The organism is Microbacterium sp. NPDC080005, assembly GCF_040702445.1.
Taxonomy (GTDB): domain Bacteria; phylum Actinomycetota; class Actinomycetes; order Actinomycetales; family Microbacteriaceae; genus Microbacterium; species Microbacterium oleivorans_D.
Genome location: NZ_JBFBLD010000001.1, coordinates 1,232,659 through 1,255,907 on the forward strand (window position 1 = coordinate 1,232,659; position 23,249 = coordinate 1,255,907).

21 protein-coding genes, 3 tRNA genes and 1 pseudogene are annotated in these 23,249 nt (G+C 69.7%); 5 read left to right on the forward strand and 20 right to left on the reverse strand.

The features are described 5' to 3' along the window. Position 1: 1 nt before the first annotated feature. From AB0259_RS05995 to AB0259_RS06020, 6 genes and pseudogenes are all read right to left on the reverse strand, one after another. Positions 2 to 565 (reverse strand): dihydrofolate reductase family protein, encoded by a 564-nt coding sequence (locus tag AB0259_RS05995; protein ID WP_366220074.1) that lies wholly within the window; start codon positions 563 to 565, stop codon positions 2 to 4. A gap of 39 nt (positions 566 to 604) precedes the next feature. After that, positions 605 to 1,873, reverse strand: a complete 1,269-nt coding sequence (gene clpX, locus AB0259_RS06000; RefSeq protein WP_251580590.1) for an ATP-dependent Clp protease ATP-binding subunit ClpX — start codon at positions 1,871 to 1,873, stop codon at positions 605 to 607. A gap of 129 nt (positions 1,874 to 2,002) precedes the next feature. Then, complete coding sequence (locus tag AB0259_RS06005; protein ID WP_366220072.1) at positions 2,003 to 2,668, reverse strand: ATP-dependent Clp protease proteolytic subunit; 666 nt, start codon at positions 2,666 to 2,668, stop codon at positions 2,003 to 2,005. Positions 2,669 to 2,688: 20 nt separating this feature from the next. Further along, positions 2,689 to 3,285, reverse strand: a pseudogene (locus AB0259_RS06010) (ATP-dependent Clp protease proteolytic subunit); the annotation flags it as partial. Positions 3,286 to 3,438: 153 nt separating this feature from the next. Then, a complete protein-coding gene (gene tig / locus AB0259_RS06015) occupies positions 3,439 to 4,965 on the reverse strand; it encodes a trigger factor (RefSeq protein ID WP_366220071.1) in 1,527 nt (508 codons plus the stop codon). Positions 4,966 to 5,033: 68 nt separating this feature from the next. Further along, a tRNA-Pro gene (locus AB0259_RS06020) sits at positions 5,034 to 5,110 on the reverse strand. A 94-nt stretch (positions 5,111 to 5,204) separates the two neighbouring features. Between AB0259_RS06020 and AB0259_RS06025 the strand changes: the two genes are divergently transcribed. Continuing rightward, positions 5,205 to 5,278 (forward strand) — tRNA-Gly (locus tag AB0259_RS06025). A gap of 14 nt (positions 5,279 to 5,292) precedes the next feature. On the opposite strand, the gene AB0259_RS06030 is transcribed toward AB0259_RS06025, so the two are convergent. The 8 genes from AB0259_RS06030 to AB0259_RS06065 all read right to left on the reverse strand — a co-directional run bounded on the left by AB0259_RS06030 (position 5,293) and on the right by AB0259_RS06065 (position 13,537). Beyond that, on the reverse strand, positions 5,293 to 7,752 hold the full coding sequence (locus tag AB0259_RS06030; RefSeq protein ID WP_366220069.1) for a DEAD/DEAH box helicase: 2,460 nt from the start codon (positions 7,750 to 7,752) through the stop codon (positions 5,293 to 5,295). Continuing rightward, on the reverse strand, positions 7,749 to 8,504 hold the full coding sequence (tatC, locus tag AB0259_RS06035) for a twin-arginine translocase subunit TatC (RefSeq protein ID WP_251581251.1): 756 nt from the start codon (positions 8,502 to 8,504) through the stop codon (positions 7,749 to 7,751). Before tatC ends, AB0259_RS06030 begins: the two co-directional genes overlap by 4 nt. A 61-nt stretch (positions 8,505 to 8,565) precedes the next feature. Then, positions 8,566 to 8,820 carry a Sec-independent protein translocase subunit TatA gene (tatA, locus tag AB0259_RS06040; protein ID WP_251580585.1) on the reverse strand — a complete coding sequence of 85 codons (255 nt, stop codon included), beginning with the start codon at positions 8,818 to 8,820 and terminating at the stop codon, positions 8,566 to 8,568. 57 nt (positions 8,821 to 8,877) lie between these two features. Then, the gene (locus AB0259_RS06045; protein ID WP_366220067.1) at positions 8,878 to 9,837 is read right to left on the reverse strand and encodes a WYL domain-containing protein; all 960 of its coding nucleotides are present in this window, start codon (positions 9,835 to 9,837) and stop codon (positions 8,878 to 8,880) included. Beyond that, entirely contained in the window at positions 9,834 to 10,832 is a 999-nt protein-coding gene (locus AB0259_RS06050) for a WYL domain-containing protein (RefSeq protein ID WP_366220065.1), read from the reverse strand. Before AB0259_RS06050 ends, AB0259_RS06045 begins: the two co-directional genes overlap by 4 nt. 44 nt (positions 10,833 to 10,876) lie before the next feature. Then, the gene (locus AB0259_RS06055; RefSeq protein ID WP_366220063.1) at positions 10,877 to 11,842 is read right to left on the reverse strand and encodes an FKBP-type peptidyl-prolyl cis-trans isomerase; all 966 of its coding nucleotides are present in this window, start codon (positions 11,840 to 11,842) and stop codon (positions 10,877 to 10,879) included. Positions 11,843 to 11,846: 4 nt separating this feature from the next. Next, positions 11,847 to 12,860 (reverse strand): tRNA (adenine-N1)-methyltransferase, encoded by a 1,014-nt coding sequence (locus AB0259_RS06060; protein ID WP_251580581.1) that lies wholly within the window; start codon positions 12,858 to 12,860, stop codon positions 11,847 to 11,849. Then, positions 12,857 to 13,537 carry an HAD family phosphatase gene (locus tag AB0259_RS06065; RefSeq protein WP_251580580.1) on the reverse strand — a complete coding sequence of 227 codons (681 nt, stop codon included), beginning with the start codon at positions 13,535 to 13,537 and terminating at the stop codon, positions 12,857 to 12,859. The genes AB0259_RS06060 and AB0259_RS06065 overlap by 4 nt, the downstream gene beginning before the upstream one ends. A 78-nt stretch (positions 13,538 to 13,615) precedes the next feature. Between AB0259_RS06065 and AB0259_RS06070 the strand changes: the two genes are divergently transcribed. Beyond that, complete coding sequence (locus tag AB0259_RS06070) at positions 13,616 to 14,479, forward strand: PAC2 family protein (RefSeq protein ID WP_251580579.1); 864 nt, start codon at positions 13,616 to 13,618, stop codon at positions 14,477 to 14,479. Positions 14,480 to 14,485: 6 nt separating this feature from the next. Here the strand turns inward: AB0259_RS06070 and AB0259_RS06075 are convergent, their stop codons facing one another. From AB0259_RS06075 to AB0259_RS06095, 5 genes are all read right to left on the reverse strand, one after another. Beyond that, complete coding sequence (locus AB0259_RS06075; protein WP_251580578.1) at positions 14,486 to 15,319, reverse strand: undecaprenyl-diphosphate phosphatase; 834 nt, start codon at positions 15,317 to 15,319, stop codon at positions 14,486 to 14,488. A 10-nt stretch (positions 15,320 to 15,329) separates the two neighbouring features. Next, on the reverse strand, positions 15,330 to 16,628 hold the full coding sequence (locus AB0259_RS06080; RefSeq protein WP_366220062.1) for a M20/M25/M40 family metallo-hydrolase: 1,299 nt from the start codon (positions 16,626 to 16,628) through the stop codon (positions 15,330 to 15,332). An 86-nt stretch (positions 16,629 to 16,714) separates the two neighbouring features. Further along, positions 16,715 to 16,799: transfer RNA gene (locus AB0259_RS06085), tRNA-Leu, on the reverse strand. Positions 16,800 to 16,890: 91 nt separating this feature from the next. Then, the gene (locus AB0259_RS06090; protein ID WP_366220060.1) at positions 16,891 to 17,994 is read right to left on the reverse strand and encodes a VIT1/CCC1 family protein; all 1,104 of its coding nucleotides are present in this window, start codon (positions 17,992 to 17,994) and stop codon (positions 16,891 to 16,893) included. A gap of 82 nt (positions 17,995 to 18,076) precedes the next feature. Then, positions 18,077 to 19,933 (reverse strand): DEAD/DEAH box helicase, encoded by a 1,857-nt coding sequence (locus AB0259_RS06095; protein WP_366220059.1) that lies wholly within the window; start codon positions 19,931 to 19,933, stop codon positions 18,077 to 18,079. Between the two features lie 100 nt (positions 19,934 to 20,033). Here AB0259_RS06095 and AB0259_RS06100 point away from each other — a divergent pair, with 100 nt between their 5' ends. Further along, positions 20,034 to 20,876, forward strand: a complete 843-nt coding sequence (locus tag AB0259_RS06100; RefSeq protein WP_366220057.1) for an SGNH/GDSL hydrolase family protein — start codon at positions 20,034 to 20,036, stop codon at positions 20,874 to 20,876. Between the two features lie 21 nt (positions 20,877 to 20,897). On the opposite strand, the gene AB0259_RS06105 is transcribed toward AB0259_RS06100, so the two are convergent. After that, positions 20,898 to 21,689, reverse strand: a complete 792-nt coding sequence (locus tag AB0259_RS06105) for an RNA methyltransferase (RefSeq protein ID WP_251580573.1) — start codon at positions 21,687 to 21,689, stop codon at positions 20,898 to 20,900. Between the two features lie 79 nt (positions 21,690 to 21,768). Between AB0259_RS06105 and AB0259_RS06110 the strand changes: the two genes are divergently transcribed. Both AB0259_RS06110 and AB0259_RS06115 read left to right on the forward strand, forming a co-directional pair. Next, the gene (locus AB0259_RS06110; protein ID WP_251580572.1) at positions 21,769 to 22,614 is read left to right on the forward strand and encodes a Sir2 family NAD-dependent protein deacetylase; all 846 of its coding nucleotides are present in this window, start codon (positions 21,769 to 21,771) and stop codon (positions 22,612 to 22,614) included. 26 nt (positions 22,615 to 22,640) lie between these two features. Further along, positions 22,641 to 23,246 (forward strand): histidine phosphatase family protein, encoded by a 606-nt coding sequence (locus tag AB0259_RS06115; RefSeq protein WP_366220054.1) that lies wholly within the window; start codon positions 22,641 to 22,643, stop codon positions 23,244 to 23,246. Positions 23,247 to 23,249 lie beyond the last annotated feature (3 nt).

The following is a 23,249-nucleotide window of genomic DNA, read 5'->3' on the forward strand; positions in this document are numbered from 1 at the left end:
GTCACTCGCTCGTCGGCCGGACGCTGTAGATCAGCCGCGCGAACTGTCCGACCGCCTCGGCCGATACGAGCCGCAGGCGGTCGGATTCGACACGGCGCGGCAGCAGGGGCGCACCTCCGGCCAGGAAGACGGGCGCCACCGAGACGGCGATCTCGTCGAGCGCGCCGATGTCGAGGAACTGGCCCGCGAGATCTCCCCCGCCCACGATCCACACATCGCCGTCACCGGCCGCGGCACGGATCTCCGGCAGGGCGGATGCGACATCCCCCTGCACGAAGCGAATGTCGGCGCCCGCAGGCTTCGGCAGTTTCCGGGTGGTGAAGACGAACGTGGGGCGGTCTCCGTGGAACTCCGCCCAGCGGTCGGGGTGCGCCAGGATGTCGGACTCAGCGAGCACCCACTCGTAGGTCGTCGAGCCTTCGACGAGCACCGTAGCGCCGGAGGGCAGCAAGGAGTCGTCCGGCGTCTGACCGTTCTCGACCGCGAACAGCCATGAGAGCGAGTTGTTCTCGTCGGCGATGAACCCGTTGGCTGACGTGGCGGTGTCGAAGAGGATGCGTCCCATGCCGGGCACGCTACTCGCCGCTTACGACATCGGCGCGTGTCAGGCGCTCTTGCGCTTCTGACGCAGCACCAAGGTGGGCGGCGCGCCGTCCTCGACGGCGGCACGGGTGACGACCACCTTGTCGACGTCCTCTGCGGAGGGGATCTCGAACATGATCGGCCCGAGCACGTCCTCGAGGATCGCGCGCAGGCCACGGGCACCCGTCTTGCGCGCGACGGCGAGGTCGGCTACGGCGCGGAGCGCGTCATCCTCGAACTCGAGCTCGACACCGTCCAGCTCGAACATGCGCTGGTACTGCTTCACGAAGGCGTTCTTGGGTCCAGTCAGGATCTCGATGAGCGCCGTCTGGTCGAGCGGGGACACCGTCGTCACGACGGGGAGGCGGCCGATGAACTCGGGGATCAGACCGAACTTGTGCAGGTCCTCGGGCAGGACGTCGCGGAACACGTCCTGCTCCTGCTCCTTGTCCTGCAGCGGGGCACCGAAGCCGACACCGTGCTTGCCGACGCGCGACGAGATGATGTCCTCGAGACCCGCGAAGGCACCGGCCACGATGAACAGGACGTTCGTCGTGTCGATCTGGATGAACTCCTGGTGCGGGTGCTTGCGGCCGCCCTGCGGCGGGACCGAGGCGACGGTGCCCTCGAGAATCTTCAGCAGCGCCTGCTGGACGCCCTCGCCGGAGACGTCGCGCGTGATCGAGGGGTTCTCCGCCTTGCGGGCGATCTTGTCGACCTCGTCGATGTAGATGATGCCCGTCTCGGCGCGCTTGACGTCGAAGTCCGCCGCCTGCAGGAGCTTCAGCAGGATGTTCTCGACGTCCTCGCCGACGTAGCCGGCCTCGGTGAGAGCCGTCGCATCCGCCACGGCGAACGGGACGTTGAGGCGCTTCGCGAGCGTCTGCGCGAGGTAGGTCTTGCCGCATCCGGTCGGTCCCAGCAGCAGGATGTTGCTCTTGGCGATCTCGACCTCGTCGGCCCGCTGCTCGGCGGACTGGATCGTGCTGCGGGCACGGACGCGCTTGTAGTGGTTGTAGACGGCGACCGACAGCGCGCGTTTCGCGGGGTCCTGCCCGACGACGTACTCCTCGAGGAAGCTGAAGATCTCCCGCGGCTTGGGGAGATCGAAGTCCTTGACCTCGCCGTCACCGGACTCGGCCATGCGCTCTTCGATGATCTCGTTGCAGAGTTCGACGCACTCGTCGCAGATGTAGACGCCGGGACCGGCGATCAGCTGCTGGACCTGCTTCTGGCTTTTGCCGCAGAAGGAACACTTGAACAGGTCGGCGCTCTCACCGATGCGTGCCATGGTGTCCCCCTCAGGATTTCGTGCCGGTGGAGATGAGCCTAATCGCAGATCCGGGCACGGGGCGGATTGCGACACGAGTGTGGACGACGACGCCCCGCCGACGGATCGGCGGGGCGTCGCGTGCGGGCATCACGCCGTGATGGCGGCCGGCGTGCGCTTGCGCGAGGTCAGCACCTGGTCGACGATGCCGTACTCCAGGGCCTCCTGCGCGGACAGGATCTTGTCGCGATCGATGTCCTTGTTCACCTGCTCGACGGTGCGGTTCGTGTGCCGTGCCATCGTCTCCTCGAGCCAGGTGCGCATACGGAGGATCTCCGCCGCCTGGATCTCGATGTCCGACGCCTGACCGTGACCGGACTCGCCGACGGCGGGCTGGTGCATGAGGATGCGGGCGTTCGGCAGCGCGAGACGCTTGCCAGTGGCACCTGCGGCCAGGAGCACGGACGCCGCCGAAGCAGCCTGCCCGAGGACGACCGTCGACACCTGGGGCGAGATGTACTGCATGGTGTCGTAGATCGCCGTCATGGCGGTGAACGAGCCACCGGGCGAGTTGATGTACATGATGATGTCGCGGTCGGGGTCCATGGACTCCAGGACCAGCAGCTGCGCCATGACATCGTCGGCGGACGCGTCGTCGACCTGGACGCCGAGGAAGATGACGCGATCCTCGAACAGCTTGTTGTACGGGTCCTGACGCTTGTAGCCGTAGGCGGTGCGCTCTTCGAACTGCGGCAGGATGTAGCGGCTCGAGGGCATCGCGACGCCCTGCGGGCGACCGAAAGTGGGGGTGTTCATTCTCTTCGTCCTCCGGTCGTTCAGTTCTCGGTCCCGCCGCCGCCGGTGACGTCGGCGGCGTGTTCGCGGATGTGGTCGACGAAGCCGTACTCGAGGGCCTCCTCGGCCGTGAACCAGCGGTCGCGGTCGCCGTCGGCGTTGATCTGCTCGACGGACTTGCCGGTCTGGGCGGAGGTGATCTCCGCGAGCCGGTTCTTCATCGAGATGATCAGCTGCGCCTGGGTCTGGATGTCGCTGGCCGTACCGCCGAAACCACCGTGGGGCTGGTGCAGGAGCACGCGGGCGTTGGGCGTGATGTAGCGCTTGCCCTTGGTGCCGCTCGTCAGCAGGAGCTGGCCCATGGAGGCGGCCATCCCGATGCCCACGGTGACGATGTCGTTCGGAACGAACTGCATCGTGTCGTAGATCGCCATGCCGGCGGTGATCGACCCGCCGGGCGAGTTGATGTAGAGGTAGATGTCCTTCTCGGAATCCTCGGCCGCGAGCAGCAGGATCTTGGCGCAGATCTCGTTCGCGTTCTCGTCGCGCACCTCGGAACCGAGCCAGATGATTCGGTCCTTCAGCAGCCGGTCGAAGACACTGGTCGCCATAAGGGGTTCAGCCATGGATGCTCTCCTGGATTCGTGTTCGTGCTTCGAATCTAGTGGCGTGCTCCGAGCGCCTCGCCCGTGTTCGCCGTGGGCATACCGGCGTGGGCATCCGTCGTTCTCGGCGTCCGGAAACGCCGAAGGACGGCAGGGCCGTGAGGCACCCGCCGCCCTTCGAAGCGGTCACTCGCTGTCGGCGGCCTTCTTGGTCGCGCGCTTGGCCGGAGCCTTCTTCGCGGGAGCCTCGGCGGACTCCGCGTCGGCCTTCTTGGCGGCGGGCTTCTTCGCGGGAGCCTTCTTGGCGGCCGGCTTCTCGTCCGCAGCCTCGTCGGCATCCGCCTTCTTCGCAGCGGGCTTCTTCGCGGGAGCCTTCTTCGCGGGCGCCTTCTCGGCGGCCGGCTTCTCGTCCGCAGCCTCGTCGGCGGTCTCGTCCTCCTCGGCGGCGAAGCCGGCCAGGTCGACCTTCTTGCCGTTGGTGTCGACGACGTTGACCTTGCCGAGCGCGACCGCGAGGGCCTTGTTGCGCGCGACCTCGCCGACCATGAGGGGGATCTGGTTGCCCTCCTGCAGCGCGTTGACGAAGTCCTGCGGCGACATGCCGTACTGCGCCGACGACTGGATGAGGTACTGCGTGAGCTCCTCCTGGGAGACCTGCACCTCGTGCTTCTCGGCGATCTTGTCGAGGATCATCTGGGTGCGGAACTGCTTCTCGCTGGCCTCGGTGACCTCGGCGCGGTGCACGTCGTCCTCGAGACGGCCCTCACCCTCGAGGTGGGCGTGGACCTCGTCCTCGACGAGCTTCGCCGGCACGGGGATGTCGGCCTTCTCGATGAGGGCCTCGACGAGCTTGTCGCGCGCGGCGGAGCCCTGCGTGAACACGGCCTGCTCCGAGACGCGCTCGACGAGGCTCTCGCGGAGTTCGGCGATGGTGTCGAACTCGGAGGCGACCTGTGCGAAGTCGTCATCGGCCTCGGGCAGCTCGCGCTCCTTGACGGCCTTGACGGTCACGGCGACCTCGGCCTCTTCACCGGCGTGGTCGCCGCCGACGAGCTTCGAACGGAACGTGGTGTCCTCACCGGCGGTGAGGGACTCGACGGCCTCGTCGATGCCCTCGAGGAGCTCGCCGGAGCCGACCTCGTAGGAAACGCCCTCCGCGCGGTCGATCTCGTTGCCCTCGATGGTGGCGACGAGGTCCAGCTCGACGAAGTCGCCGGCCTTGGCGGGACGGTCGACCGTGACGAGCGTGCCGAAACGGCTGCGCAGCTTGTCGAGCTCGGCGTCGACCGCGGCCTCATCGGTCTCGACGGCGTCGACCTCGATGGTGATGTCGTCGTAGGACGGCAGCTCGAACTCGGGGCGGACGTCCACCTCGACCTCGACCTTGAGGTCGCCGGAGAAGTCCTTCGTGCTCGGCCACTCGACGATCTCGGCGGCCGGGCGGCCGACGATGCGGACCTCGTTCGCGGTGACGGCTTCGCGGTAGAACGCGTCGAGGCCCTCGCTCACGGCGTGCTCGAGCACGGCCTCACGGCCGATGCGCTGGTCGATGATCGGCGCCGGGACCTTGCCCTTGCGGAAGCCGGGGATCTGCACGTCCTGCGCGATGTGCTCGTATGCGTGGGAGATGCTCGGCTTGAGCTCCTCCGGGGTGACCGTGATGTGGAGCTTCACCCGGGTGGGGGTGAGCTGCTCGACGGTGCTGGTGACCATGCCTGTCGTTCTCCTTGTCCGGCCGCGAACACGCGCGTCCGTTCGGTGATCTGGGTTCGTGGGGCCGTTGGTCGGGGCGACAGGATTTGAACCTGCGGCCTCCCGCTCCCAAAGCGGGCGCTCTACCAAGCTGAGCTACGCCCCGGGCGCGCACGCTGGCGAGCGCCGAAAAACGGCCGTTGGTCAGTCTAGCCGACCATGTCGGGTACACTCGTCGAGGCGCTCATCGCAGCGCCGACGGGGATGTAGCTCAATGGTAGAGCCTCAGTCTTCCAAACTGATTACGCGGGTTCGATTCCCGTCATCCCCTCCACGAGACGCCTCGCGTCACACCGAGCTGTAGGCCACGATGCCGCGCCGCACGGCGTCCAGCGCCTTACGCGCGGTCGTTGCGACACCGGCATCCGCCACGATCGACAACTGGTCGAGCAGGTCGATCGTCTGCTTCGCCCAGCGGACGAAGTCGCCCGCCGCCATGTCGGCCTCGGTGAGGACGACGTCCAGCGACGCACCGCGGGCCCACGAGTTCATCGCCTGCGCGAGACCTGTCGCGATCGCCTCCGTGCCGGGCAGATGATGCTCCTGCTCGAGGTCGTCGAGTCGGCTCCAGAGGTCCTGCGTCTTGGTGAGAGCCTCACGGAAAGGCCCGCGGGGCAGCCGGTACTCCCCCGCCTCGTCGCGGCGCGGCTCGTAGACGAGGCAGCACGCGAGGGCTGCGAGCCCGGCCGGGTCGAGGTCCCGCCACAGTCCGCGGCGCAGCGACTCCGCCACCAGGAGATCCCGCTCACCGTAGATGCGACGCATCGTGCGGCCGGCCGCCGTCAGGGATGCGGCGCCGTCGTCCAGCGCGACGTAGTCGAGCTCGGCGAGCACGTCGATGATGCGGTCGAAGATCCGCGCGACGGTGCCGGTGCGGGTCTCGATGTCACGGCGCGTCCGGTCGGTGCGCCGGCGGAGCTTCCAGTACCGCTCCGCCCAGCGCGCGTGATCCTCGCGATCCGGGCAGCTGTGACAGGGGTGCCGCTGCATCCGACGTCGCAGCGACTGGATCTCGTTCTGCCGTTGCTGGCGGATGCGGGCCGGCGCCGTCCGGTCCGCCCGGTTGAGCTTCTCGGCGTCGCTGAGATCGCGACGGATGCCGGAGTACTCGGCGAAGTCGCCGAGCTCGCACGTCATCGCCTTCTCGTAGCCGGCGAGGGATGCCTCGGCCTCCTTCACCTGACGGGCGAGGCCCACGACGGCGCGATCGGCCTGGAACTGCGCGAACGAGGATTCGAGGATCTCCCGCGCACGCGGACGTCCGAACTGGTCGATGAGGTTGACCGCCATGTTGTACGTCGGGCGGAAGCTCGAGTTGAGCGGGTACGTGCGGCGGGACGCCAGCGCCGCCACCGCCTGCGGGTCGAGCGACTCGGTCCACTGCACGACCGCATGGCCCTCGACGTCGATGCCGCGCCGTCCCGCGCGACCGGTCAGCTGCGTGTACTCCCCCGAGGTGATCGCGACACGCGCCTCGCCGTTGAACTTCTCGAGCTTCTCGAGCACGACCGTACGGGCGGGCATGTTGATCCCGAGCGCCAGCGTCTCGGTCGCGAAGACGACCTTCACGAGCTTGCGCTGGAAGAGCTCCTCGACGACCTCCTTGAAGGCGGGCAGGAGCCCCGCGTGGTGGGACGCGATGCCGCGCTCGAGGTTGTCGCGCCACTCCCAGTACCCGAGCACACCCAGGTCCTCGTCCTGCAACGGACGCATGCGCTCGTCGATGATCCAGCGGATCTCGTCGCGCTCGGCGGTGTCCGTCAGTCGCACTCCCGCGCGGCGCACCTGCTGCACCGCGGCGTCGCAGCCGACCCGGCTGAAGATGAAGAAGATCGCCGGCAGCAGATTCGACCGGCCGAGGAGCTCGACGACCTGCGGGCGGTCCATCCGCTCGATCCGCATCGCGGTCGACGGCCGGACCGGCCGCTTACCGCCACGATGCGGGCGACGCCTCTCCTGGTCACCGCGCGAGCGGTACTCCATCGCCCGACGGTTGTTCTCGTAGAGCGCGCCCTTGGGCGAGCGGATGCGGGTGAGCTCCTGGTTCACCTGGGCGGTCGCCACCCCGGCGCGGTCGTCGAACAGCGGCAGGAGGTCCCCGCGCACGAGGACGTGCTGCTCCAGCGGGACCGGGCGGGTCTCGGAGACGATCACCGCGGTGTCGCCGCGGACCGTGTCGAGCCAATCGCCGAACTCCTCCGCATTGGAGACGGTCGCCGACAGCGAGACCAGCCGCACGGCGGGCGGCAGGTGGAGGATGACCTCTTCCCACACCGGACCCCGGAACCGGTCGGCGAGGTAGTGCACCTCGTCCATGACGACGTAGCGCAGTCCGCGCAGCGCCGGCGAGTCGGCGTACAGCATGTTCCGGAGCACCTCGGTGGTCATGACGACCACGCGGGCGTTCCCGTTGATGTTGGTGTCGCCGGTGAGAAGCCCCACCTCGCCCTCGCCGTAAACCTCCTGCAGCTCGCGGAACTTCTGGTTCGACAGCGCCTTCATCGGCGTCGTGTAGAAGGCCTTGTCGCCCGGCTCGCGCATCGCGAGGTGGATCGCGAACTCGCCGACGATGGTCTTGCCCGCACCGGTGGGGGCGGCGACGAGCACACTCCGCCCCTCCTCGAGCGCGTGACAGCCCTCGATCTGGAACGGGTCGAGCTCGAACCGCTGCAACGCGGCGAAGGAGGCGGAGATCGGATGCCGGCGCGAGGCCTGCGCGCGTGCGTAGCGCGCCGAGGGGTCCGTCATGCGGCCCGACCGAGGAGCGCCTGGTCGCGCTTGCGCTTTCGGCGATCGAAGAGCATCGACAGGCCCGCGGCGGCGAAGAAGAGGACCGTGAGGATCCCGGCGAGGATGAGCATGCTGACGACGTCGGCGGCAGGTGTCGCGGCGCCGGCGAACACCGTCGCGATGACGATGGCGACGCGCCAGCCCTTGATGATCTCGCGGCCGGTCATGACGCCGGCGAGGTTCAGCGCCACGAGGAACACGGGTGTGACGTACGCGACGCCCACGACGAGGAGGAGCTTGAAGACGAAGTCGTAGTAGTACTTCGCGTCGTAGAAGTTGGAGGCACCGACGGGTGTGAAGCCGGCCATCAGCTCGACGAGATGCGGAAGGATCAGCCAACCCGTGAAGGTCCCTGCGAAGAAGAGCGGCACCGCGGCGGCGACGAACCCGATGGTGTAGCGGACTTCCTTCCGCGTCAGCCCGGGCATGAGGAAGGCCCAGATCTGCCACAGCCAGACGGGCGCCGAGATGAGCAGGCCGACGGCGAAGGAGATGCGGATGCGGAGGTCGAAGGCGGATGTCACGGTCGCGAACATGAGGGTGACGGCATCCTCGTCGCCGCGACGCTCGGCGACGATGCGGATGGGCTCCGTCATCGCCCAGATGATCCCGTCGGTCAGGATGAACGAGACGATCATGCCCGCGACGAGCGCCGCGGCGGCGATCAGCAGCCGTTTGCGGAACTCGCGCAGATGGTCGCCGAGCGACATCCGCTTGTCCCGGTAGGGGGCGTCGTCTCGCGCGGCGTCCCGATCGGTCGTCGTCACCGAATCAGGGCGTGGGGCCCTGCGATGGGCCCTGCGCCGGTGGCGGCGTCAGCCCGGTGACGGAGGAAGGAGCCTGCGGGGGCTGGTGGGTCGGCGTCTCGGCCGGCCCGTCCTCCTCCTTCATCGCCTTCATCTCGCCCTTGAAGACACGCGCCGACTGACCGACGCTCTTCGCCAGCGCCGGCAGTTTCGCCGCACCGAACAGAAGAAGGATCACCGCCAGAACGACGATGAGATGCCAGCCCTGCAGACCGCCCATGAAAGCTCCTCGGGGTTGAAGTGGTTCCAGTCTAACCGCCGGTGACGCAGCCGGCCCTCAGGAGTACTGGGCGAGCCCCGCCTCCGCCCAGGCCCGGGCTGCCTCGCGCGCGGTGGCCGGCGAGAGGATCTCGACATCCCCGCCGAGGCGGGCGGCGAGCCGCTTCAGGCTGCGCTCGTCGCCCACGCGCAGACCCACCGTGCGGTGGTCGCCCTTGCCTCGGACCGCCGCTCGCGCAGCGAACTCGCCGAGCAGCGGGACGACGTCCTTGCGGCAGCGGAGTTCGACGATCACATCGGTGTCGGACGGCTCGAACAGACCGGGCAGCGCGTCCGAGCCGTGCGTGCTCGGGATGTCGGTGAGCACCACGTCGGAGACCCGGTCGAGGTGGAAGGTACGCACGGCCTCCCGCAGATGGCACCACCCCTGCAGGTACCACTGCCCGTCGGCGATGTGGACCTTCACGGGGTCGACCGTGCGCGTCGTGACAGGGGCGTCCGGTGCGCGGTACGCGAACGACACCGCGACACCGCGCTGGACGGCATCGGCCACCGTCGTCCGGACGTCGTCGACCACGGGGGTCGCGACGATGACCTCCGCCGGCGCACTGGCGGCACCGGCGGCGAGTTTGGCGAGCAGCCCCTGCACGACGCCGCTGTCACCCACGCCGGGAAGGCTCGCCGCGAGCTGGAGTCCGGCCAGCAGCGCGGCCGCCTCACGAGCCGTCAACCGGGGCGTGCGCTCGAGCGCCACCGCGTTGGTGATCGAGATGGTGTCCTGCTCGTCGAGCAGATCCCAGTCGATGTCGAACAGGTCGTTCGCCATCTGCCAGAAGCCGCCGTCACCGGGGAGGCCGATCACCGTCAGCTTCTCGACCATCGACCGCATCTCGTCCGGCACGACATCGAAGTCCCTCGCGGCATCCTCGACCGTGACCTCGCCCTTCGAGATCAGATACGGCACGAGCTGCAGGATCAGGGACGCGCGGTCGGTGGCGACCAGCGGCTGCGCGCTCATCCGGCGACCCCCGCGTGGAGATCGGCTGCCCGCCGCAGGCGCGCCACGACCAGCTCCACCAGCTCGGTGGGCTCGATCACGCGGACCTCGGGGCCGTAGGAGGCGAGCTCATCGGCGAAGATCTGTGCATCGACGTAGGGCACCCGGCATCCGCTCGCGTCGGCCGAGACCGCGCGACGGTTCAGTCGCAGCGCAGCTTCGGTGCCCGGCTCCACCTGGACGAGGGCGCGCTGTCGCTCCGCGACGGCCTCGAGTCCCGCGATCGCCTTGTCGCCGGCACCGTCGCGCAGGGACAGGTCGAAGGATGTGCGGGTCACGACGACGTCCGACGAGATGCGCGACAGGAGGAAGGTGCGCTCGGCGTCCTGCAGGAGGTCGAAGCCGTACACGTGCCATCGACCCTCGTACTCGACGAGCGCCCACGGCTGCACGCGACGTCGGTGAGCGGCATCCGACCCGCCCTTGATGTAGTCGAACTCGACGACCCGGCCCTGCTCGATCGCGCGCTGCAGCGGAGTGAACGACGGCTCACGCAGACTGATGCGCGGCGCGTACCCGATGATGGGAGCGTCGACGTCGATGCCGAGCGCCTGGATCTTGCGGAGGCCGCTGCGCGCCGAGACAGACATCGAGCTCTCGCCCCACACGCCGCCGGCCAGATTCAGCACGGCGATCTCCGCCGGCGTGAAGTCGATGTCGACCGGCAGCGAGTACTCCGCGGTCGGGATCCGATAGCGCGCTTCCCGGAGGTCATCCGGATCGGCGTAGTCGCCGATCGTCTCGATGGGGACGCCGAGTGAACGCAGGCTGTCCTTGTCGCGTTCGAACATCTTCTCGAGTGCGTCCTTCGACGCACCGGCCGCGCCCTGCTCGCGATAGCCGGAGACGGACGACAGGATCGTGTCCTTCGTCAGCCCCTGCTCCGTGGCGAGCAACGCGACGACGAGGTTGACAAGACGCTCCTCGGGCGCGCTGCGGATCGGATCGGTGGGCACACGGCAATCCTAGGCGCGGGACCGCTCGATGGCCCCGCGCAGGCTCACTGTGTCGAGGTCGTGGCGTCGTCGCTCGTGTCGATCCCGAGGATGTCGATCACGAAGACGAGGGTCGAGTTCGCGGGCACCGCGCCCGAGGCCTGATCACCGTAGGCCTGGTCCGGCGGGATGACCGCCAGCACCTGCGAACCCACGGTCTGACCCTCCAGCGCCTTCTGGAAGCCGGGGACGACACCGTCGAGCGACAGCGTCGTCGGGGACCCCTTCTCCCACGTGGAATCGAACACCTCTCCGGAGTTCCAGAGCACGCCGGTGTAGTTGACGCGCGGCGTCGAGTCGGCTGTGAGCTTCTCGCCCTCGCCCTTCTTCAGGGTCTTGATGATGAGGTCGTCCGGCGCGACCGCATCCGGGACGATGATGCCCGGGGTGCCGTCGGGGGCGAGGACGACGGTGGGGATGTTGCTGCCGTCGACGTACTGCGGCACACCGTTCGCCGCCGGGAGGAAGACGGTGTTGACGTCGATGACGACGACCGCGGCCTCCGACTCGGACAGGCCGATCTGGCTCACGAGGTCCGGGCTCAGATCCTTGGCGGGGATGGCCGACACGATGCGCGAACCGGGACGCGCGCAGTCGAGGACGTCCAGGATGGTCGGGAAGGTCTGCTCGAGCACGCTCACCTGGACCACGCGTGTGGGAGCCGACAGGACCTGCTGCCCGGTCGCGCCGTCCAGGAGGGTGATGCCGAGCTGTACGTCCTGCGTGCTCGTGGTGATCGGGGTGCCCGATCCCGTCGCGACGTCCGTGAAGGAGGTGCGGGTGACGTAGACCGGATCGGTCGTGGTCGCCGTCGGCGCCGGCTCGGCATCCGTGACGTTCACGAGGTCGAGCGACGAGGCCGGGACGGTGACGCGCTCGCAGCCGCTGTCGGCGGGGCCGGTGGGGGCGCAGCCCACGAGGGCCAGGGCGGTCAGGCCGATAACGGCCACGGCAGCGGGGATCTGACGCATTCGATCAGTCTACGGTCTCGCCGGAGCGGTCCTCGGCAGCCTGTCGGGCCCCCTCCACGGCACGCTGCGCGTCGCGCACGCGTTTGCGGAGGTTCTTGTCCGTGATCTCGCGATCGCCGACCGCACCGGGGGTCCAGGCCTCGACGTCCGCGTCGGCGTAGGACGGCTTCTTCAATGCGCGCTTGCGCACATCCGGGGGCATCGCACCGGGGGCGAGGCGACGGGCGGTGAGCAGGAAGCCGGTGTGGGCGACCATCCGGTGGTCGGGTCGCACGGCGAGTCCCTCGACGTGCCATCCGCGCACCATCGTCTCGGTCGCCTCGGGCTCGGTGAACAGCCCCGAGTGGCGGATGTACTCCGCGACGCGGCTGAGCTGCGTCGCCGTCGCGATGTAGCAGAGCACGACGCCGCCGGGCGTGAGCGCCTCGGCGACGACATCGATGCACTCCCACGGCGCGAGCATGTCGAGGACGACGCGGTCGACGGTCCCGGGTTCGGCGACCTGGGGCAGCTCCTCCGCGAGATCTCCGACGACGACGCGCCACGCGTCCGGATAGTGGCCGAGGAAGGTCTCCACGTTGGCCTCGGCCACGTCGGAGAACTCCTCACGGCGCTCGAACGACAGCAAGCGGCCGGAGGGGCCGATCGCGCGCAGCAGCCACAGCGACAGCGCTCCCGACCCGACGCCCGCCTCCACGACGGTGGCGCCGGGGAAGATGTCGGCGGAGGCGAGGATCTGCGCGGCATCCTTCGGGTAGACGATCGCGGCGCCGCGCGGCATCGACATGACGAAGTCGCGCAGGAGCGGACGCAGCGCCAAGTATTCGTGGCCGCCGCTGTTCACGACGACCGAGCCGTCGGGCTGGCCGATGATCGACTCGTGGCGCAGCACGCCGTGATGGGTGTGGAGCTCGCCGCCCTCCCGGAGCGTGACGGTGTGCATGCGACCCTTGGGACCGGTCAGCTGCACACGGTCCCCCAGCCGGAACGGGCCGCTCGGGCGCAGGTCGTCGCTCACGCGTCCACCCCCCGACGGACGCGCTCGAGCACATCGGCGACATCCGCGACCGTCCGCCCGTCGAGGGTCGGCCACAGCTCGTGCGCGCCGACGCCGTCGAGAGGGACCATGTGCGGGATGCCGACGGTCACCGTCCCGGCAGCGACCGCGGACGTCGTGCCGGTGACGGAGTCCTCGAAGGCGACCGTGTCCGCCGGGTCGACGCCCAGGGCGGCGCACGCCTGCAGATACGGGGCGGGGTGCGGCTTCGGGTGGGTGACCTCGTCACCGCCGATCACGACGTCGAAGGCGTCGAAGTCGATGAGCTCCGTGATCACCTTCGCCATCCGACTCATGGACATCGTCACCAGTGCCGTCGGGACGCCCGACTCCCGCAAGGCTCGGAGCAGTTCACGGGCGCCGGGGCGGAAGGGCACTCCGTCCTCCCGCAGCCGGCGCATGACCTCATCGGTCAGGTGGGCGACGATCTCGTCGACCTCGAGGCGGACACCGGCGGCCTGCAGGACACGCGCGGCGTCCGCGAGCCCCATGCCCACCATCGCCAGGCCATCCTCATGCGTCCAGGTGCCGCCGAAGCGCTCGACGAGCGGGGTCTCGGCGGCCATCCAGTAGGGCTCGGTGTCGACGAGGGTGCCGTCCATGTCCCAGAGGACCGCGGCGGGAAGGGGGGAAGTCACCGGTCAATGCTATGCGAGGGGTTCCGCCCGCCCCGCGGCGGTCGGCGTATCGTGGGGGTACCGACAGAGAGGACGTCCGTGCAGGGACTGGGACAGCGGGTGCTCGTGATCGCCGTCGACGGCTGGAACGACGCCGGAGAGGCCGCGACTGCTGCGGTCGCGCAGCTGCGCTCGTCGGGCACGTACGAGAAGGCCTTCGGTGTCGATCCGGAGCTGTACTTCGACTATCAGTACACCCGACCGCAGATGCAGATCGATGCCGACGGCGCCCGTCGCCTGGTCTGGCCGGAGGCGACGCTCTGGCGCCCGATCGCGCCGCGCGAAGACGGACCCGACCTGTGGCTGCTCACCGGCACCGAGCCCGCACGCGCCTGGCAGGCGTTCGCGGCCGAGGTCGTCGACGCGGCACTGCGGGAGGACATCACGGGGATCGTCGCCCTCGGCTCGATGATGAGCGACGTCCCTCACACCCGCCCCATCTCCGTCTTCGCCGGTTCCGAGAACGAGGAGCTCCGCTCCACGCTGGGGCTCGAGCGCTCCACCTATGAAGGTCCGGTGGGCATCCTGTCGGCCCTTGCCGCGGCCGGTGACGCAGCCGGCATCCCCTCCGCCGGTCTCTGGGCGAGCATCCCGCACTACGTCGGCGGCCACACGCCGTCCCCCAAAGCGACGCTCGCCCTGCTGGACAAGGTCGAAGAGATCACCGGCGCGACGATCTCGCGCGGCACGCTGCCGGCCGATGCGCTCGCCTGGGAGGCGTCCATCGACGCGGCGGCGGCGGACGACGAGGAGATGACGGAGTACATCCGCCAGCTCGAGACCACACGTGACGCGTGGGACTCCCCCGAGGCGTCGGGCGACGCCATCGCGCAGGAGTTCGAGCGCTACCTGCGCCGCCGGGGCGACGGACCGCGCGGGCCGAAGGACGACCCCCGCCGCTGAGCCGACTCAGTACGCCTGCAGCACCCCGGTGGCGAGCAGGATGATCAGGACGACGCCCAGCACGACGCGGTAGAGCACGAACGGCAAGAAGCTGCCGCGCTTCAGGTAGCGCATGAGGTACGCGATGACCGCGAGACCGACGCCGAACGACACGACCGTCGCGACACCCGTCTCGACGAGGGTGAACGGGGACTCCCCCGGTTCGCGGATGGCCTGGAGCAGCTCGTACAGGCCGCTGCCGAAGACAGCCGGCACCGCAAGGAGGAACGCGACCTCCGCAGCCGCGGGCCGCGTGTAGCCGAGGGCGAGACCGGCCGTCGTGGTCGCACCCGAACGCGAGACACCGGGGATGAGCGCGAGGGCCTGCGCGAAGCCGAGGGCGAGGCCGTGCCCCATCGTGAGGTCCTTCTCGGTGCGCACGCGCGTGCCCAGAGCGTCGGCGGCGCCGAGGATGAGCCCGAACACGATGAGGACCACAGCGACGAGCCAGAGGTTGCGGAACGTGTCGCGGATCACGTCCTGGAACAGGAAGCCGAGCACACCGATCGGGATCGTGCCGATGATGACGATCCATCCCATGCGGGCGTCCGGGTCGGTGCGCGGCACCGCACCGGTCAGCGACTTCGCCCACGCGGCGATGATCCGCGTGATGCGGCTCCAGAAGTACACGAGCACCGCCAGCTCGGTGCCGATCTGCGTGATGGCGGTGAAGGTCGCACCCGGGTCCTCGGCCGACGGCAGGAATTCGCCCACGATGCGCAGGTGAGCGCTCGACGAGATCGGCAGGAACTCCGTCAGTCCCTGGACGATGCCCAGGATGATGGCCTCGAGGATCGACATGCGCGGCCTTTCAGTACGAGCGGATCAGGTCGGTGAGCACCCGCTGCCCGAAGACCAGCGCATCGATCGGAACGCGCTCATCGACACCGTGGAACATCCCCGTGAAGTCGAGATCGGTGGGCAGCCGCAGCGGTGCGAACCCGAACCCGGCGATGCCGAGCTCGGCAAGGGCCTTGTTGTCGGTCCCTCCACCCATAAGGTACGGGATGACCGGGATCCCGGGATCATGCCGGCCCAGCGCGCCGACCATCGCATCCACGAGATCGCCGGAGAAGGGGACTTCGAGGCCGATGTCGCGGTGGACGACCTCGATGCGGATGTCGTCGCCGACGATGCGCTGCACCTGCGCGAGCACCTGATCCTCGTGTCCCGGGAGGGTGCGGATGTCGATCGCGGCAGTCGCGGCATCCGGAATCACGTTGTGCTTGTACCCGGCGGTCAGTCCGGTGGGGTTCGTGGTGGTCCGGAAGGTGGAGCGCAGGAAGGCGGATGCCGCGCCCGCCGTGTCGGCGACGGCGTCCGGGTCGTCGGCCAGGGTCCCCGACAGGTCGGCGAGCGAGCCGACGAGCTGCCGGGTCGTCGAGGTGAGCTCGATCGGCCACCCGGTGCGGCCGAGGGCGGAGACCGCCTCGGCCAGACGCGTGACGGCGTTGTCGGGGTGGTGCCGACTGCCGTGCCCCGCCTGACCGGTCGCATGCAGCCGGATCCAGATCAGCGCCTTCTCGCCCACCTGCAGCAGGTAGGCGCGCTCATCGCCCACAGCGATCGAGTAGCCGCCGACCTCGCTGATCGCCTCGGTCGCGCCGGTGAACCACTCCGCTCGATCGCGGACCACGAGCTGCGATCCCTCGACGCCGCCGTTCTCCTCGTCGGCGAAGAAGGTCAGGATGAGGTCTCGTTCGGGCTGCTCCCCCGCCCGCAGCAGGTCGCCCACGGAGGTCAGGATCATGGCGTCCATGTCCTTCATGTCGACGGCGCCACGACCCCACAGCATCCCGTCCTTGACGACACCCTCGAAGGGATCGACGCTCCAGTCGTCCGCGACGGCCGGGACGACGTCGAGGTGCCCGTGGAGGATGAGCGCAGGCTTGTCGGGGTCACGCCCCGGCACCCGTGCCGTGACGTTCGTCCGACGCGGGACCGGCTCGTAGTACTCCGGGGTCAGGCCGAGCGACTCGAGGTGGGCACCGACGTACTCGGCCGCCTCGCGCTCGCCCTTCGCGCGACCTTCGCCGTAGTTCGTCGTGTCGAAACGGATCAGATCGCGCGCGACGCGCGCAACCTCGGGCAGATCGTCGGGAGCGGTCATGCCGCCCACGCTACCCGTTCGATCCGGCGTCACCGCCGACCGCGGAGACGAGAAATGGGCCCCTCTCGGGACCCATTTCGACTCTGTGCGCGAGGGGGGACTTGAACCCCCACGCCCTATTCGGGCACTAGCACCTCAAGCTAGCGCGTCTACCTATTCCGCCACCCGCGCAGAGTTTTTCCCGTCGTTTCCTCGGGGATTTCGGTTTCGCAACCGAGGATCGACAGTAGCACGTTCTGACCGCTGTCGATAATCGGCGCGGCTACACCGCGGAGACGCCGAACAGCAGTCCCAGCAGGTAGGTGATCGCCGCCGCCCCGAAGCCGATGGCGAGCTGCCGCAGGCCGCGACGCAGCGGCGGCGCACCCGACAGCAGGCCGACGGTGGCACCGGTGAGCAGGAGAGCGAGCCCGACGAGCGCGAGCGCGAGGACGACAGCGGAGAGTCCGGAGAGACCGAAGATCCAGGGCAGCACCGGGATGACGGCGCCGGAGGCGAAGAACGCGAAACTGGATGCCGCGGCGCCGAGTGCCGAGCCGACGGACTCGAGGTCGGCGGGCGGCTCGGCCGCACGTCGGTACGGCACGGCGCGATCGCTGGCCTGGGCGGTCGCGATCACCTTGCGGGCGCGCGCCAGGGCGTCGTCCTCGTCGAGTCCGCGCGTCCGGTACACGAGTGCGAGTTCGTTCGCATCGAGGTCGAGGTCGGGCAGGACGTGGTCGGTGTCGTTGTTCGGATGTGTCGCCTCGATCAGCTCGCGCTGAGAGCGCACCGAGACGAACTCGCCGGCCGCCATCGACAGAGCGCCGGCGAGCAGACCCGCGATGCCGCTGAAGAGGACGAACTGCGGTGCGACGCCGGTCGCCCCGATGCCCATGACGAGGGCGAGGTTGGACACCAGGCCGTCGTTCGCGCCGAACACCGCGGCCCGGAAGGTGCCCGACAGGCGCATCCGGCCGCGGGCGGCGAGACCACGGACGACCTCGCCGTGAATCTTCTCATCGGCGCGCATCGCGGGGGTGGCGTGCGGGTCATCGTCATAGGGCGACCGGTTCTCCGCGTTCTGGGCGAGCGCCAGGACGAAGATCGAGCCGAACCTGCGGGCCATGCCGGCGAGCATCCGCGTGCGGAGCGACGCCCGCGGCAGCCGTGACGGCTCGCCCCCCAGCAGCTCCAGCCAGTGCGCCTCATGACGCCCTTCGGCGTCGGCCAGCGCCGTGAGGATCTCGCGCTCCTCCCCTGACCTCCGCGCGGCGAGCTCGCGGTACACGCGCGCCTCGGCGCGTTCATCGGCGAGGTAGGAGGCCCACCGCCGACGATCGCGAGGAGTGGCGTCGGGCAGGGGCGTCGCGTTCGTCGTGCTCATGTCCCTTTTACGGTAGCCAGCACACGCGTCGTCCAACGCCGGAAGGCCGGAACTGCCAGCATTTCGGGGATCCGAAGGGGGGTCAGGAGTGCACGCGTCGCCGCAGGACGTCGATGCGCGCCTGCAGTTGGGCGACGGTCGCCCGCGCCACCTCGGGCCCGCCGCACACGCGACGCAGCTCGGCGTGGACGGCGCCGTGGGGTTCGCCGCTCTGTCGGGCATACAGCCCCACGAGGCTGTTCAGCAGCTGCCGTTGTTCGCGGAGCGTGCGGTGCAGGGCCGGCGGCAGCGTGTTCTCGGCCTCGCCGGTCGCCTCGCCCCTCACCTTCTCCTGGGCCTCACGGGCATGACGGTGGCGCGTCTGTCGCGACTGCCGCTGCATGAGGAGCTCGTGCACGTGCTCGGGTTCGAGAAGCCCGGGGATCCCGAGGAACTCCTCCTCCTCGAGCGTGCCGGGGACGGCGAGCTGCCCGAACTCCTTGCCGTCGTACAGCACACGGTCGAAGTGGGCCGTGGACCCCAGTGCCTGGTAGCTGCCCTCCTCGAGGAGTGCGTCCGAGGCCTTGTCGTCGCGCTCGGCCTCCTCCAGCAGCGAGTCCTCGAGACCGTCGTCCTCGGACTCCTCACGGTCGAGCGCGTGGTCGCGCTCACGCTCCATCTCGTTCGCGAGGGCCAGCAGCTGCGGGACGTTCGGGAGGAAGACGGATGCCGCTTCACCCCGGCGGCGAGCGCGCACGAAGCGACCGATGGCCTGGGCGAAGAAGAGCGGCGTCGAGGCGCTCGTCGCGTACACGCCGACGGCCAGACGCGGCACGTCGACACCCTCGGACACCATCCGCACCGCGACCATCCACCGCGTCGTCGACTGCGAGAAGGTCTCGATGCGGCCCGATGCGGCCTTGTCGTCGGAGAGCACCACGGTGGTGGGCTCCCCCGTGATGTCGCGCAGGATCGCGGCGTATGCCCTCGCCGCCGTCTGGTCGGTGGCGATGACGAGGCCCCCGGCATCCGGAACGTCCTGTCGGACCTCGCTCAGCCGCCGGTCGGCGGAGCGCAGGACGGCGGAGATCCACTCCCCCTCGGGATTCAGGGCGGTCCGCCACGCCTGCGCGTTGATGTCCTTCGTGTTGTCCTGGCCAAGGTGCGCCTCGTACTCGTCTCCCGCCTTGGTCCGCCACTTCATCTGACCGGCGTAGACGTGGAACAGCACGGGACGGACGACGCCATCGGCGAGCGCGCGACCGTAGCCGTAGTTGTAGTCGGTCCGCGAGATGCGGATCCCCTTGTCGTTCGGGTGGTACTCGACGAACGGGATGGGTGCCGTGTCGCTGCGGAACGGAGTGCCCGACAGCAGCAGACGTCGGGTCGCGCGGCCGTAGGCCTCGCGGAGGGCGTCGCCCCAGCTCAGCGCGTCACCGCCGTGATGCACCTCGTCGAGGATGACGAGGGACCGCGAGTCGAGCACGAGACGCTCGTGCACCGACGCCTTGACGGCGACCTGGGCGTAGGTCACGGCGACACCGTGGTAGTGCCGCGCCGGCGAGTAGTGCCTGTTGCTGAAACGAGGGTCGAGGCGGATGGAGACGCGGGCCGCGGCATCCGCCCACTGCGTCTTCAGGTGCTCGGTCGGCGCGACCACGATGATGCGGTCGATCACCTGCCGCCGCAGCAGCTCGCTCGCCAGTCGGAGGGCGAACGTGGTCTTGCCGGCGCCCGGTGTCGCGGCGGCGAGGAAGTCCCGTGGTCCGCGGCCCACGCCGTCGGGGCCGTCCGCCTCGAAGTACTGCTCGAGGGCCTCGGCCTGCCAGGCGCGCAGGTTCTGTGCCGTTCCCCACGGCGCGCGCTGCGGGAAGGCGGGCGAGAGGTGCTCGGCGGCGAAACTCCCGAAGTGGGGCTCCTGCGAAGCCGCCCCCTCTTCGTTCGTCGTCTCGCTCGTCACGTCGATCCACCCTAATCCTCCGGCGGACATCGGGTCCTCTCCCGGACGACGGCGCTCCTGGCCGCGGAGGTCGGACGGGTAGCCTCGAAGCGGAGGTGCCATGCGCGACATCGACTCGGGGCCCGACGCGAACCGTTCGCCCTACGTCCCCAACCCGAGCACCCATCCCTGGCGACGGATGGTGTCCATCGGTGACTCGTTCACCGAGGGGATCGGCGACCCCTACCCCGATCGTCCCGGCGAGCACCGGGGCTGGGCGGATCGGGTCGCAGCGGTCCTGGCGTCGCAGGTCGACGACTTCGCCTACGCGAACCTCGCCATCCGGGGCAGGCTGATCCGCCAGATCGTCGACGATCAGATCGAACCGGCGCTGGCCCTCAAGCCGGACCTCATCACGCTGTCCGCGGGTGGCAACGACGTCATCCGGCCGCAGGGCGACCCCGACGCCGTCGCGGAGCTGTTCGAGGATGCCGTCGCCCGCCTGTCCTCGCAGGGCGCGACGCTCCTCGTCTTCACGGCGATCGACACCGAGTTCACGCCGGTCTTCCGCGGCATCCGCGGGCGGGTGGCGATCTACAACGAGAACATCCGCGCGATCGCGGACCGTTACGACTGCATCGTGGCCGACCAGTGGGCGCTCAAAGAAGTGCAGGACATGCGGTTCTTCGACGACGACCGGCTGCACTACAACACACTCGGCCATCACGAGGTCGCCCGCATGGTGCTGCGCGTCCTGAACGTCCCGAACGACCTGCAGCCGATGGCGCCGCAGGCGGTTCCCCCTACGACATGGCGAGCCGCACGCGCGAACGATCTGGTGTGGGCACGCGAGTACCTCGTGCCGTGGGTGCTGCGGCGACTGCGACACCAATCGTCCGGCGACAACATCACGGCCAAGCGGCCAGATGCGCTGCCCTTCTCGCCGGGGGCGCCGACGGACTGACCCGTCCCAGCGCGCGGATCCTCAGCGCAACGCCCAGAGCGCGACGGCGGCCGCCGAGGCGACGTTGAGCGAATCGACGCCGCCGGACATCGGGATCGTCACCACGGTGTCCGCTGCGGCGAGCGCGGCGGCCGACAGGCCGTCACCCTCCGACCCCATCAGGACGGCGAGTCGCTCCGGGCGCGCCGTGGCGAACGCGTCGAGAGCGACGGCGTCCTCCGACAGCGCGAGCGCCGCGACGTGGATGCCGGAAGCCGAGAACAGCGCCGCCGCAGCATCCCACTCAGGCAGGCGCGCCCACGGCACCTGGAAGACGGTCCCCATGCTCACCCGGACGCTCCGGCGATACAGGGGGTCGCCGCAGCGCGGAGTGACGAGGACGGCGTCTGCACCGAGCGCGGCGGCGGCGCGAAATGCGGCACCGACGTTCGTGTGGTCGACGATGTCCTCGAGGACGACCACCGTCCGCGCCCCTTCCAGAAGGGCGGCCGGGTTCGGGAGCGCGGGGCGCTGCATCGCGGCGAGCGCACCCCGGTGGACGGCGAATCCCGTGAGGGCCTCGGCGACGGAGTCGGGGACGACGTAGACCGGGGCGTCGCCGGCGAGCGGGCGCGCGTCATCCAGCCACTTCTCCTGCACCAGCACGGACCGAGGCCGGTGACCGGCCGCGACGGCCCGCCCGATCACCTTCGCCGACTCCGCGATGTACAGACCGTCGGCGGGCTCGGTGACGCGCCGCAGCGCCGTGTCGGTCAGATCGCGATAGTCCGACAGGCGCGGATCGGCGGGATCGTCGATCCGGATCGTCGTCATAGTGCCATGCTGTCACGCTCGTCCCCCACGTGATCCTCGTGAAACCGCGACGGCGTAGGCTCGGTGAGGGAGGAGGGTCATGAGCGTGCTGGACCTGGATGCCGCGACGAGCGACGCCGTGGAACGTGCAGTCGACGCGCTCGCCGGCCGGCGCGTCGCGGTCCTCACCGGTGCGGGAGTGTCCACCGATTCCGGCATCCCGGACTACCGCGGCAAGGGCGCTCCCGTGCGCACGCCGATGACCGCCCAGGAGTTCCTGGCCGACGACGCCTCCCGGCGACGGTACTGGGTGGGCAGTCACCTCGGCTGGCGGACGTTCGCCGCGGCGTCGCCGAACGACGGCCACCGTGCTCTCGCCGAGCTGGAGCGGTCCGGCGTCGCGACGGGCGTCATCACCCAGAACGTCGACGGCCTGCACCTGCGTGCCGGCAACCGACGGGTGGTCGAACTGCACGGCACGATGCGGCGGGTGAGCTGTCTGCACTGCGGCCAGGTCTTCGACCGCCGCGACCTCGCCGAACGCATCGACCGGGACAACCCGTGGATCACTGTTCCCGACAGCGTCGAGCTGGGGCCCGACGGCGACGTCCTGCCGGGGCGCAGCGACGGGTTCGTGGTGCCCGACTGCTCGGTGTGCGGTGGGATGCTGAAGCCCGAGGTCGTCTTCTTCGGCGAGTACATCCCGCTCGAGAAGTTCCGCGAGGCCGAGCAGCTGGTGCGGGCGAGCAGCGCCCTGCTGATCGCCGGATCGTCGCTGGTGGTGAACTCCGGCATCCGCCTCCTCGACCGCGCCCGGCGTCGAAAGCTCCCCGTCGTCATCGTCAACCGCGGACAGACCCGCGGCGACGCGCGCGCGACGGTCAAGATCGACGCCGGCACCTCCGAGGTGCTCACGGCCCTCGCCCGGTCGCTCACAGCACCCTGACACCGCGTCGCACGTAGGCTCGACGGGTGACCAATCTCACCCTCGTGCGCCACGGCGAGACCGACTGGAACCGCGCCCGTCGCATCCAGGGCTCGACGGACATCCCCCTCAACGACACCGGTCGGATCCAGGCGCGCGCCGCCGCCCATGATCTCGCCGAGCGCGTGACGCGCGCGAACACGACCGTCGTGGTCTCGAGCGACCTGTCCCGCGCGCACGAGACCGCCCGGATCATCGCCGCGGAGCTGGGTCTGGCGGAGCCGACCACCCACATCGGGCTGCGCGAGCGCTCGTACGGCGAGGCCGAGGGAGTGACCGACACGGAGTTCGCCGAACGCTGGGGCCCGTGGGACACCGCCGTCGTGCCGGGCGCCGAATCTCGCGACGCCCTCGCGACCCGGGCGCTCGCCGCGCTGCACGAGGTCGTCGAGGATGCCCAGCGGGCGAGCGACCCGCACACCCCCGACCTCATCGTCGTCGCCCACGGCGCGCTCATCCGTGCCGTCATGGAACACGTGACGGACGGCGTTCACCCCGGCCGGGGCCGCAAGATCCTCAACGGCTCGGCGCACAGCTTCCGCGTCGAGCCCGAGGGTCTCACCCTGCTCGAGACCTCCGCCGTCCCCGTCTGAGGG

Bases quoted from the DNA above. Each gene is read 5' to 3' on its own strand.
- AB0259_RS05995 (WP_366220074.1), bottom strand. From the start codon at position 565: ATGGGACGCATCCTCTTCGACACCGCCACGTCAGCCAACGGGTTCATC.
- clpX (WP_251580590.1), bottom strand. From the start codon at position 1,873: ATGGCACGCATCGGTGAGAGCGCCGACCTGTTCAAGTGTTCCTTCTGC.
- AB0259_RS06005 (WP_366220072.1), bottom strand. From the start codon at position 2,668: ATGAACACCCCCACTTTCGGTCGCCCGCAGGGCGTCGCGATGCCCTCG.
- tig (WP_366220071.1), bottom strand. From the start codon at position 4,965: ATGGTCACCAGCACCGTCGAGCAGCTCACCCCCACCCGGGTGAAGCTC.
- AB0259_RS06030 (WP_366220069.1), bottom strand. From the start codon at position 7,752: ATGACGGACCCCTCGGCGCGCTACGCACGCGCGCAGGCCTCGCGCCGG.
- tatC (WP_251581251.1), bottom strand. From the start codon at position 8,504: ATGTCGCTCGGCGACCATCTGCGCGAGTTCCGCAAACGGCTGCTGATC.
- tatA (WP_251580585.1), bottom strand. From the start codon at position 8,820: ATGGGCGGTCTGCAGGGCTGGCATCTCATCGTCGTTCTGGCGGTGATC.
- AB0259_RS06045 (WP_366220067.1), bottom strand. From the start codon at position 9,837: ATGAGCGCGCAGCCGCTGGTCGCCACCGACCGCGCGTCCCTGATCCTG.
- AB0259_RS06055 (WP_366220063.1), bottom strand. From the start codon at position 11,842: ATGCGTCAGATCCCCGCTGCCGTGGCCGTTATCGGCCTGACCGCCCTG.
- AB0259_RS06075 (WP_251580578.1), bottom strand. From the start codon at position 15,319: ATGTCGATCCTCGAGGCCATCATCCTGGGCATCGTCCAGGGACTGACG.
- AB0259_RS06080 (WP_366220062.1), bottom strand. From the start codon at position 16,628: ATGACCGCTCCCGACGATCTGCCCGAGGTTGCGCGCGTCGCGCGCGAT.
- AB0259_RS06090 (WP_366220060.1), bottom strand. From the start codon at position 17,994: ATGAGCACGACGAACGCGACGCCCCTGCCCGACGCCACTCCTCGCGAT.
- AB0259_RS06100 (WP_366220057.1), top strand. From the start codon at position 20,034: ATGCGCGACATCGACTCGGGGCCCGACGCGAACCGTTCGCCCTACGTC.
- AB0259_RS06105 (WP_251580573.1), bottom strand. From the start codon at position 21,689: ATGACGACGATCCGGATCGACGATCCCGCCGATCCGCGCCTGTCGGAC.
- AB0259_RS06110 (WP_251580572.1), top strand. From the start codon at position 21,769: ATGAGCGTGCTGGACCTGGATGCCGCGACGAGCGACGCCGTGGAACGT.